This is a genomic window from Citrobacter sp. wls757, assembly GCF_005280935.1.
In the GTDB taxonomy this organism is placed as follows: Bacteria; Pseudomonadota; Gammaproteobacteria; order Enterobacterales; family Enterobacteriaceae; genus Citrobacter; species Citrobacter portucalensis.
Genome location: NZ_SZWU01000076.1, coordinates 142,343 through 152,869, shown reverse-complemented (window position 1 = coordinate 152,869; position 10,527 = coordinate 142,343). Strand labels below are relative to the sequence as shown.

The 10,527-nt window shown below is 54.5% G+C and carries 8 protein-coding genes; 3 read left to right on the top strand and 5 right to left on the bottom strand.

Annotated elements, in window-relative coordinates; all coding sequences use genetic code 11:
- Nucleotides 1-120: 120 nt before the first annotated feature.
- Nucleotides 121-627, top strand: a complete 507-nt coding sequence (locus FDW94_RS21210) for a methyltransferase (RefSeq protein ID WP_032943030.1) — start codon at nucleotides 121-123, stop codon at nucleotides 625-627.
- 21 nt (nucleotides 628-648) lie between these two features.
- Here FDW94_RS21210 and cobB read toward each other — a convergent pair whose 3' ends face one another.
- The 5 genes from cobB to lolC form a co-directional block, all read right to left on the bottom strand.
- Nucleotides 649-1,470 carry a Sir2 family NAD+-dependent deacetylase gene (gene cobB / locus FDW94_RS21205; RefSeq protein ID WP_003832281.1) on the bottom strand — a complete coding sequence of 274 codons (822 nt, stop codon included), beginning with the start codon at nucleotides 1,468-1,470 and terminating at the stop codon, nucleotides 649-651.
- Between the two features lie 15 nt (nucleotides 1,471-1,485).
- On the bottom strand, nucleotides 1,486-2,397 hold the full coding sequence (nagK, locus tag FDW94_RS21200) for an N-acetylglucosamine kinase (protein WP_020996481.1): 912 nt from the start codon (nucleotides 2,395-2,397) through the stop codon (nucleotides 1,486-1,488).
- 89 nt (nucleotides 2,398-2,486) lie between these two features.
- Nucleotides 2,487-3,731 carry a lipoprotein-releasing ABC transporter permease subunit LolE gene (gene lolE / locus FDW94_RS21195; protein WP_003030804.1) on the bottom strand — a complete coding sequence of 415 codons (1,245 nt, stop codon included), beginning with the start codon at nucleotides 3,729-3,731 and terminating at the stop codon, nucleotides 2,487-2,489.
- Complete coding sequence (gene lolD / locus FDW94_RS21190) at nucleotides 3,731-4,432, bottom strand: lipoprotein-releasing ABC transporter ATP-binding protein LolD (protein ID WP_003832278.1); 702 nt, start codon at nucleotides 4,430-4,432, stop codon at nucleotides 3,731-3,733. The genes lolE and lolD overlap by 1 nt, the downstream gene beginning before the upstream one ends.
- Entirely contained in the window at nucleotides 4,425-5,624 is a 1,200-nt protein-coding gene (lolC, locus tag FDW94_RS21185; RefSeq protein WP_032934420.1) for a lipoprotein-releasing ABC transporter permease subunit LolC, read from the bottom strand. Before lolC ends, lolD begins: the two co-directional genes overlap by 8 nt.
- A gap of 261 nt (nucleotides 5,625-5,885) precedes the next feature.
- On the opposite strand from lolC, the gene FDW94_RS21175 reads away from it, so the two are divergent.
- Nucleotides 5,886-6,950 carry an acyltransferase family protein gene (locus FDW94_RS21175; RefSeq protein WP_137378214.1) on the top strand — a complete coding sequence of 355 codons (1,065 nt, stop codon included), beginning with the start codon at nucleotides 5,886-5,888 and terminating at the stop codon, nucleotides 6,948-6,950.
- A 117-nt stretch (nucleotides 6,951-7,067) separates the two neighbouring features.
- Nucleotides 7,068-10,514, top strand: coding sequence for a transcription-repair coupling factor (mfd, locus tag FDW94_RS21170; RefSeq protein ID WP_008784434.1), 3,447 nt, complete (start codon nucleotides 7,068-7,070; stop codon nucleotides 10,512-10,514).
- Nucleotides 10,515-10,527: the final 13 nt, after the last annotated feature.

Here is a 10,527-nt window from a genome sequence, read left to right as displayed (position 1 = left end):
AGGCGTCGCTGCGCCGGGTTGCTACCTGCCAATCCCTACTTTTTACGCCTTTCGGCTGATTCCCGCTCCCCAGTTTCTGGCTATGCTTACAGTATTCCAGGCCGGCTTCTGAGGCTTCCAATGACAACGCTCTGGCTGCTACTTGAGTTGGCTAATCTGATCGTATTTACGCTGGTGATTCTCCCACGTAAGCAACCGGTAAACGCTCGTCCTTTGCTGCCTGTCACCGCAACCCGCCTGCTACGGCTCACCTTTTTAATACCGATCCTGGTTTTTGGTTATAGCCTGTTTTTCAGTCATCAGATTGGTCCGGTGGAGTGGGGATGTCTGATTTTGGCGATCGTAGGTAACGCGCTGGTCATCAAAGGAAAATGGGATTTGGGGGAGAGCCACACATGGACAGGCTACTATTTACCTCGTGCAAAAAGGGTTACGCGCGGCATTTTTGCCTGGATTGCGCACCCCATGTATACCGGAATTATTCTGGTGATTATCTCGTGCAGCCTGGTTTACATTACCCGACTACCCATGTGGCTGAGCGCACTGGGGCTGATCTGTTGTTTTTACATCGTAGGATTTTTGATTATGGCGGCCCTGCGTGAGGACCGCCAGCTTGTACAGGCTTAAACAGTATTATCCGGATAGCCGTTACAGCCCTTTCAATAACTTCTCAACAAACTCAGGCACCACCTGGCTTGCCGGACCGTAATACTTCTCTTCAAACTCGCTGCCTACCTGGCTCGGTTCGAGATTGAGTTCTACCGTATGTGCCCCATGCAGCCGCGCCTCATGCACAAAACCCGCTGCCGGATAAACATGTCCCGACGTGCCAATCGCAATGAACACATCTGCCATTGCCAGTGCCATATAAATTTCATCCATACCCAGCGGCATTTCACCAAACCACACTACGTGTGGTCGCAGCGGTGCCGGAAACTGGCAGCAATGACATTTATCTTCCGGGGTCACATCGCCCGTCCATTCCAGAATCTGCCCGCTTTGCGAACAGCGAACTTTGAGCAGCTCGCCGTGCATATGGATAACGTTCTGGCTGCCCGCACGCTCATGCAGATTATCAATGTTCTGGGTCACCAGTAAAAAACGATCGCCCAGCTCGGCTTCGAGTTTTGCCAGTGCGATATGCGCCGCGTTGGGTTGGATTTCAGGCTGCTGCAACTGATGGCGACGGGCGTTATAAAACGACTGAACCAGTTCCGGGTTTCGACTAAATCCTTCCGGAGTCGCAACGTCCTCTACCCGATGTTCTTCCCAGAGACCATCCGCCGCGCGGAATGTTCGAATTCCTGACTCAGCGGAGATTCCCGCTCCAGTCAGTACCAGCACTCTTGGTTTTTCCATCAATTCAGGCACCACTCTGTCTCTGAAAAAGATTCGTTGACGCAGGCGATCGCGCAAATGGCGTTTATTTTTACGAAAGCGGCTTAACCGATGACCCCGACGCGACAGCATAACAACCTCTTTGTATTAATCGGTAAGATGTAGGAAAGCAGCCCCGCGCATCCCGCCGGCATCACCGTGCCGTGCCTGCTCAATACGCGGTACCCGGGCAACCGGCAGCAGATGACGTGGCAGTCGATCCGCCAGTTGCGTCGTAATAGCGGTAAAATTCGACAAGCCTCCGCCAATCACCACCAAATCAGGATCGACGATAGTCAGGATATTCCCAAGACACACCGCCAGCAAATCCAGATAGCGTTCAACGTGGGCACGCGCGTGTTCATCACCCTGCTCCCACAGCGCGATAATTTCGCGGGCATCCAGCGGTTGATGGTAGTAATGCTGATACAACCACGCAAATCCACCGCCGGAAAGATAGCTTTCGATGCATCCCAGTTGACCGCATCCGCAGCGGCGCAGCGGGAAATCAAAGCCCATCAGCGTCAGCGCATCGACCGGCAAACGAATATGACCAAACTCACCGGTGATATAGCTGCGCCCGGTGATGGATTTCCCGTTAAGCACCAGGCCGCCGCCGACGCCCGTACCGAGGATCAACCCCATCACCAGCGGATATTGGGTGAACTCGTCATCCCAGGCTTCGGAGAGAGCAAAACAGTTCGCATCGTTATCCAGACGCACATCGCGGTCAAGGCGAGCGCTGAGATCGGCGCGGAGCGGTTTGCCACTGGCGGCAGGAACATTGGCCGCGTACAGCGTGCCGTCTTCGGTTTCCGGCATGCCCGGAATGCCGATGCCTACCGAACCTTTGATGCCGAACCGCTGATCCGCTTCCGTCACCAGATTGCAGACCGCATCAAGGAAAGCGTCGTAGCTGTCGCGAGGCGTAGGAACGCGAGTTTCCCATTGCAGACGACGTTGCTTATCAAACACGCCCAGCGCAATTTTGGTCCCGCCGATGTCAAATCCGTAATACATCACCGCTCCTTGATACACGTCATCCTTCAAGATGCCTCTGCGTTGGCTACGCCTTGATGCAGCATGAATGCTGTCGTGTATTATTGTTGTTATTGGCCGCTAAGTACTCTCGCAGGATCAATATTGCTGGCGCGACGCGCCGGATACCAACTTGCCAAAAGACTCAGCACGAGTGCTGTCACCAGCACGTAAATCACATCCAGCCAGTGTAATTCCGATGGCAGGAAGTCAATGAAATAGATATCGCCGGACAGGAACTGATGGCCGATAAGCGCCTCAATCCCGTTTATGATCGGCGTCAGTTGCAACGAGACAACCACCCCGATGACGACGCCTATCAGGCTACCGAACAGACCCGCCAGCAGGCCGTACCAGACAAAAATGGCACGGATCAACCCATCTTTCGCCCCAAGTGTTCTTAATACCGCAATATCGCCGCTTTTGTCTTTTACCGCCATCACTAACGTGGAAACGATATTAAAACAGGCCACGCCAATCACCAGCACCATAGCCAGATACATAATGGCGCGGATCATCTGAATATCGCGGTACATATAGCCGTAGGTGCCGATCCAGCTCTTGATGTAAACATAGTTATTGGTGACTTCACCCGCGTCTCGCACCAGCTTATTGGCGTTAAACACGTCGTTAACCTTCAGCGCGATCCCGGAAACGCTGGTTCCCATATCAAGATATTGCTGCGCATCTTCCATTGGGATCATGGCAAAGCTGTGATCGAGCTGACCGCTCAGTTGCAGGATCCCCGTCACGTGCAAACGCACGCGTTTAGGCTGCTGTAGCTTATGATCCGCACTGGCGTTAGGGATCATAATCGACACCCAGTCACCCTGCTTCACCTTCAGCGCATCGGCAATACCCTTACCAATGATGATTTGTTGTTCACCGGCTTTAAAATTATCCCAGGCGTGGTTTTGCACGAAGGATGGCAGCGCGCTTAAACGCTGTTCCTGTTTCGGGTCAACGCCCTTCACCTGCACCGCGCGTAAGTTCGCCCCGCTCTCCACCAGTCCGGTAAAGTTGATATAAGGCGCCGCGGCGACAATACCCGGCACTTTTTGTACCTTGTCGAGCGCTTCCTGCCAGTTATTCCACGGCTGATTTACGGCTTCAATCTCTCCGTGTGGGACTACGGCCAGAATACGGTTGTTCAGCTCACGCTCAAATCCGTTCATGGCACTTAAACCGACGATCAACACCGCCACACCCAACGCGATGCCAACGGTAGATATCACCGAAATCAACGAAACCATACCGCCGCGCCGCCGACCACGGCTAAAGCGCAGACCAATCAATAACGATAAAGGCGAAGCCATTACTCAGCTCCCATCAGGCTCAGTTCAGCCGTCAGGCGACCATCGCGCATTTCAAGCTGGCGACTCATCCGCTTCGCCAGTTGCAGATCGTGCGTCACCACCAGAAATGCCGTGCCCTGAGAGCGGTTCAGCTCACCCAGAAGCTCGAAAATGCTGTCCGCGTTACGCGCATCCAGGTTACCCGTTGGCTCATCCGCCAGGACCAGACGCGGGTTATTCACCAGCGCACGCGCGATGGCCACCCGCTGGCGTTCGCCGCCAGACAGTTCAGACGGGCGATGACTGGCACGATGATCCAGCCCTACCGCTTTCAGCATATCCCGTGCGCGCTCGGTGATTTCAGCCGGTTTTTTCTTGCCGATCAGCAGCGGCATCGCTACGTTTTCCAGCGCGGTAAAATCCGGCAGCAAATGGTGGAACTGGTAAATAAAGCCCAGCTTCTGATTGCGCAGTTCCGCTTTCGCCGCCGACGAGAGCTTGCTCATTGGCTGACCGCTAAAAATGACGTCGCCGGAAGTCGGGGTATCCAACCCACCTAACAGATGCAGCAACGTACTCTTGCCGGAGCCGGAGCTGCCGACAATCGCCATCATCTCACCTTCGCCGACGCAAAAACTGACATCGTGCAGTACATCGGTCTGCACAGTGCCTTCCTGATAGCGTTTGCACAGGTTGTCGCATTGCAACAGGATCTTATTCATAACGTAAAGCCTCAGCGGGTTGAGTGGCGGCAGCGCGCCAGGAAGGATAAAGCGTAGACAGCAGCGCGATGGCCATCGCCACCAGCGCAATGACGATAACCTGCAGCGGCTCAATGGCGACCGGCAGCGCAGCGCCATCCAGCAGCACACCAATAATTGGCATCAGATTGTTCAGTTGGCTGGCGAGCAAGGCACCCAGTACAGCGCCCAGCAGCGCGCCAATCACCCCGGCACTGGCCCCCTGAACCATAAACACCATCATTATCTGCCGCGGCGTTAGCCCCTGCGTTTGTAAAATCGCCACTTCCCCTTGCTTCTCCATTACCATCAAACCCAGCGAGGTAATAATATTAAAAGCCGCCACCGCCACGATCAGGCTAAGCAGCAGCCCCATCATGTTCTTTTCCATGCGCACGGCCTGGAACAGTTCCCCTTTGCGCTCGCGCCAGTCCTGCCATTTGGTGCCTTGCGGCAGCGTTTGCTGGCTCAGCGTGTCAACTTTTAACGGTTCGTTCAGCCACAGACGCCAGCCAGTGATATTACCCACCGGATAGCGCATCAGACGCGAGGCATCCTGAATGTTGGTCAGCATCTGGTAGCCATCGACTTCGCTGTTGGCGGCGAAAGTGCCAATCACCGTAAACAAACGCTGGCTCGGCAAACGCCCCATCGGCGTAAACTGGCTGGCCGAGGGCACCATCACACGGATTTGATCGCCACGGTTCACGCCCAACTGCCCGGCAAGCTGCTCGCCGAGGATGACATTATACTTACCCGGTTGCAGATCTGTTTGCTTCACATTGACCAGATACGGCGTTAACGGATCTTTTTGCGCCGGATCGATACCGAGCATCACGCCGACGGCAACGCTACGCGCGCTTTGCAGCACCACATCTCCCGTAGTTATGGGTGCAACGCGGTTGACGCCGTTCAACACCACCGCTTTTTCCGGCAGTTGTTGCGGGTTGAGGGAACCCTGTTCAGACGAGAGTACGGCCTGAGGCATCAGGCCAAGAATATTGTTTTGCAGCTCGCGCTCGAAACCGTTCATCACCGACAACACCGTGACCAGCGCCATTACCCCGAGAGTAATGCCTATGGTGGAGAGCCAGGAAACGAAGCGACCGAAGCGATCTGCTGCACGCCCACGCATATAACGCAGGCCGATGAATAGAGCGACAGGTTGGTACATGAAATCCGTCTGGTTGCTGTTAGCAAAGTCACGAGTATATAAGCGAAAGCGGAATGGGTAAATGACTGAACCGTAAGTGTTCGTCAGCACTATTCCTAAAAGTATAAATAAATCAATTCGCTAAAGTTGTCCCTCTACCCTTCAGCCCGGGTCCCTGATCTTTATCTTAAAAAAACAAAATGCAGACAGTTACGCATTACAGCGCACAGCGGGTTGCGCAGGATGGCAGGCTATAGCCAACAATATGGATACGCCGTCTCGATGAAGAAAAAAGAACTATGGATTAATCAAATCAAAGGGTTATGTATTTGTCTGGTGGTGATTTACCACTCGGTAATCACGTTTTACCCGCACCTCACTACTTTTCAGCATCCGCTTTCAGAGCTGCTGAGCAAATGCTGGATTTACCTCAATTTGTACCTGGCGCCGTTTCGCATGCCGGTCTTTTTCTTTATTTCTGGGTATCTGATCCGTCGCTACATTGATAGCGTCCCGTGGCCCACCTGCGTGGATAAGCGGATCTGGAGCATTGCCTGGGTGCTGGTGCTTTGGGGAATGGTGCAATGGCTGGCGTTAGTCGCGCTCAATAACTGGCTGGCCCCACAGCGCGATCTGAGCCATGCTGCCAACGCCGCGTATGCCGATTCGATCGCGGGTTTTACCCACGGAATGCTGACCGCCAGCACCAGCTTGTGGTATCTGTATGCGCTGATTGTCTATTTTGTTCTGTGTAAAATTTTCAGCCGCTGGGCGGTGCCGCTGTTGGCGTTATTTGTGGTGCTGAGCGTGGCGATCAATTTTGTCCCGACGCCGTGGTGGGGAATGAATAGCGTGATTCGCAATCTGCCCTGGTACAGCCTCGGTGCATGGTTTGGCGCAACGCTGATGGTGTGGATCAAGGAGGTGCCCCTGCGCCGCCATGCGGTCATTGTTCTGGTTAGCGCAATCGCCGCCGTCGTCGCGTGGCTGGCAAATGTCTCACTATTACTTTCTCTGCTTTCCATTGTGCTGATCATGAAGCTGTTTTATCAATTTGAGCTGCGCTTTGGTATGCGTGAGTCCGGCCCGTTAAGCGTGATTGGTGCCAATACCATCGCCATCTACACCACCCACCGTATTCTGGTTGAGCTGTTCAGCTTAACGCTAATCCCCAAAATCAATCATACCGCCTGGCCTGCATATGCGGAGCTGGCCCTGCTGCTGGTGTATCCGTTCGCCTGCCTGCTACTGTGCACCTTGTTTGGCCTGTTGGTACGTAAAATTTCACAAAAAACAGTGGCCGACCTGCTCTTTTCCCCGCCTTCTTTATCGGCTGTCTCGCGCTAACCCCTACGCGCTTTTGCCCCCATCAGGGGGCGAATCAATTTGCTTATGAGAAACGATCACGGATAATAAAGAACATTGCTTATCAGATGTATATCTAAACGAGATCCTGACAACCGAATGCCTGAACAACATCGTTACACGCTCCCGGCGAAAGCTGGCGATCAGCGCCAGTTAGGTGAGCTTACCGGTGCCGCCTGCGCAACGCTGGTCGCCGAAATCGCCGAACATCACGCGGGTCCAGTGGTCCTGATCGCGCCGGACATGCAAAATGCGCTGCGTTTGCATGATGAAATTCGTCAGTTTACTGACCAGATGGTGATGAACCTGGCCGACTGGGAAACGCTACCCTACGACAGCTTTTCTCCCCATCAGGAGATTATCTCCTCGCGGCTCTCCACGCTGTATCAGCTGCCTGCCATGCAGCGCGGCGTGCTGATCGTTCCGGTAAATACACTGATGCAGCGCGTTTGTCCGCACAGCTATCTGCACGGTCATGCGCTGGTCATGAAAAAGGGCCAGCGACTTTCACGTGACGCTCTGCGTGAACAGCTGGACAGTGCGGGCTATCGCCATGTTGATCAGGTCATGGAACACGGCGAATACGCCACACGCGGCGCGTTGTTGGATTTGTTCCCGATGGGCAGCGAGTTGCCTTATCGTCTGGATTTCTTTGATGACGAAATCGACAGCCTGCGTCTGTTTGATACCGACACCCAGCGCACGCTGGAAGAAGTCGATGCCATTAATTTGCTTCCCGCACACGAATTCCCGACTGACAAAACGGCCATCGAGCTATTCCGCAGCCAGTGGCGTGATACCTTTGAGGTGAAACGCGACGCCGAACATATTTACCAGCAGGTCAGCAAAGGCACGTTACCTGCGGGTATTGAATACTGGCAACCGCTGTTTTTCAGCGAGCCGCTGCCGCCGCTGTTCAGCTACTTCCCCGCCAATACGTTATTGGTGAATACCGGTGATATCGAGACCAGCGCAGAACGCTTCCAGGCCGATACCCTGTCGCGCTTTGAAAATCGCGGTGTTGATCCGATGCGCCCGCTTCTGCCGCCGGAATCGCTGTGGCTGCGGGTTGATGAGCTGTTTTCTGAACTTAAACGCTGGCCGCGCGTTCAACTGAAAACCGAGAGTCTGGCGAACAAAGCAGCGAATACTAACCTCGGGTTCCAGAAGCTGCCGGATATCGCCGTTCAGGCACAGCAAAAAGCGCCGTTAGATGCGTTACGTAAATTCCTTGAAGGCTTCACCGGTCCGGTGATTTTCTCGGTGGAAAGTGAAGGCCGCCGTGAAGCACTTGGCGAACTGCTCGCCCGTATCAAAGTGGCGCCGAAGCGGATATTGCGACTCGATGAAGCCGTAGATAACGGTCGTTATCTGATGATTGGCGCAGCTGAGCACGGCTTCATCGATAGCAAACGCAATCTGGCGCTGATTTGTGAAAGCGATCTGCTTGGGGAACGCGTGGCGCGCCGCCGCCAGGATTCTCGTCGCACCATCAACCCGGATACGTTAATTCGTAACCTCGCAGAGCTGCATCCCGGTCAGCCGGTGGTGCATCTGGAGCATGGCGTGGGTCGTTATGCCGGTATGACCACGCTGGAAGCGGGCGGCATAACCGGTGAATATCTGATGCTCACCTATGCCAACGACGCCAAACTGTACGTGCCGGTGTCGTCACTGCATCTCATCAGCCGCTATGCAGGTGGCGCAGAAGAGAATGCGCCGCTGCATAAACTTGGCGGCGATGCCTGGTCACGTGCCCGACAGAAAGCCGCTGAGAAGGTGCGCGATGTTGCGGCAGAGCTGCTGGATATTTATGCCCAGCGCGCGGCGAAAGAAGGCTTTGCCTTTAAGCATGACCGTGAACAGTATCAGCTGTTTTGCGACAGTTTCCCGTTTGAAACCACGCCTGACCAGGCGCAGGCGATTAACGCGGTACTCAGCGATATGTGTCAACCGCTGGCCATGGACCGCCTGGTGTGCGGCGACGTCGGCTTTGGTAAAACCGAAGTCGCGATGCGCGCGGCCTTTCTCGCCGTAGAGAACCACAAGCAGGTTGCCGTGCTGGTGCCGACCACCCTGCTCGCACAGCAGCACTTCGACAACTTCCGCGACCGCTTTGCCAACTGGCCGGTACGCATTGAGATGTTGTCCCGTTTCCGTAGCGCCAAAGAGCAAGCGCAGATTCTGGAGCAAGTTGCCGAGGGAAAAATTGATATTCTCATCGGCACGCACAAACTGCTGCAAGCGGATGTGAAGTTAAAAGATCTGGGTCTGCTGATTGTCGATGAAGAGCACCGTTTCGGCGTGCGCCACAAAGAACGCATCAAGGCGATGCGCGCAGATGTCGATATTCTGACCCTGACGGCAACGCCAATTCCACGTACGCTCAATATGGCAATGAGCGGCATGCGCGATCTGTCGATTATCGCCACGCCACCCGCTCGTCGTCTGGCGGTCAAAACCTTCGTGCGCGAATACGACAACCTGGTGGTACGCGAGGCGATCCTGCGTGAAGTTCTGCGCGGGGGACAAGTTTATTATCTGTTTAACGACGTCGAAAACATCCAGAAAACCGCTGACAGATTAGCTGAACTGGTGCCGGAAGCGCGTATTGGTATCGGTCACGGACAAATGCGCGAGCGCGAACTGGAACGCGTGATGAATGATTTCCACCATCAGCGTTTTAACGTGCTGGTGTGTACCACCATTATCGAAACCGGGATCGACATCCCCACCGCTAACACCATCATCATCGAACGAGCGGATCACTTCGGTTTAGCGCAATTACACCAGTTGCGCGGTCGTGTGGGACGTTCTCACCACCAGGCTTACGCCTGGCTGCTGACGCCGCATCCGAAAGCGATGACCACCGACGCGCAAAAACGTCTGGAAGCCATCGCCTCGCTGGAAGATTTGGGTGCAGGTTTTGCGCTGGCGACCCACGACCTCGAAATTCGCGGCGCCGGGGAATTACTGGGTGAAGATCAGAGTGGTTCCATGGAAAGCATCGGCTTCTCACTGTATATGGAACTGCTGGAAAACGCGGTCGATGCGCTCAAAGAAGGGCGTGAGCCGTCACTGGAAGATCTCACCAGCCAGCAAACCGAAGTTGAACTGCGCATGCCGTCTCTGCTGCCGGATGACTATATCCCGGATGTAAACACCCGACTGTCGTTCTACAAGCGCATTGCCAGTGCGAAAGGCGAAAACGAACTGGAAGAAATTAAGGTTGAGCTGATAGACCGTTTTGGCTTGCTGCCCGACCCGGCTCGTACGCTGCTGGATATCGCCCGTTTACGCCAGCAGGCGCAGAAACTGGGGATCAGAAAGCTCGAAGGCAATGAAAAAGGCGGTACCATTGAATTTGCCGAGAAAAACCACGTCAACCCGGTCTGGCTGATTGGTTTACTGCAAAAGCAGCCGCAGCACTTCCGTCTGGACGGTCCAACCCGGCTGAAATTCATGCAGGAGTTGAGCGAGCGTAAAACGCGGATCGACTGGGTCCGCCAGTTTATGCGTCAGCTTGAAGAAAACGCCGTAGCATAAGCATAGTGAACAG

What these genes read in the sequence shown, in the direction of transcription:
- nagK (WP_020996481.1), bottom strand. Translation starts at nt 2,397, where the DNA reads ATGTATTACGGATTTGACATCGGCGGGACCAAAATTGCGCTGGGCGTG.
- FDW94_RS21210 (WP_032943030.1), top strand. Translation starts at nt 121, where the DNA reads ATGACAACGCTCTGGCTGCTACTTGAGTTGGCTAATCTGATCGTATTT.
- lolC (WP_032934420.1), bottom strand. Translation starts at nt 5,624, where the DNA reads ATGTACCAACCTGTCGCTCTATTCATCGGCCTGCGTTATATGCGTGGG.
- lolD (WP_003832278.1), bottom strand. Translation starts at nt 4,432, where the DNA reads ATGAATAAGATCCTGTTGCAATGCGACAACCTGTGCAAACGCTATCAG.
- FDW94_RS21175 (WP_137378214.1), top strand. Translation starts at nt 5,886, where the DNA reads ATGAAGAAAAAAGAACTATGGATTAATCAAATCAAAGGGTTATGTATT.
- cobB (WP_003832281.1), bottom strand. Translation starts at nt 1,470, where the DNA reads ATGCTGTCGCGTCGGGGTCATCGGTTAAGCCGCTTTCGTAAAAATAAA.
- mfd (WP_008784434.1), top strand. Translation starts at nt 7,068, where the DNA reads ATGCCTGAACAACATCGTTACACGCTCCCGGCGAAAGCTGGCGATCAG.
- lolE (WP_003030804.1), bottom strand. Translation starts at nt 3,731, where the DNA reads ATGGCTTCGCCTTTATCGTTATTGATTGGTCTGCGCTTTAGCCGTGGT.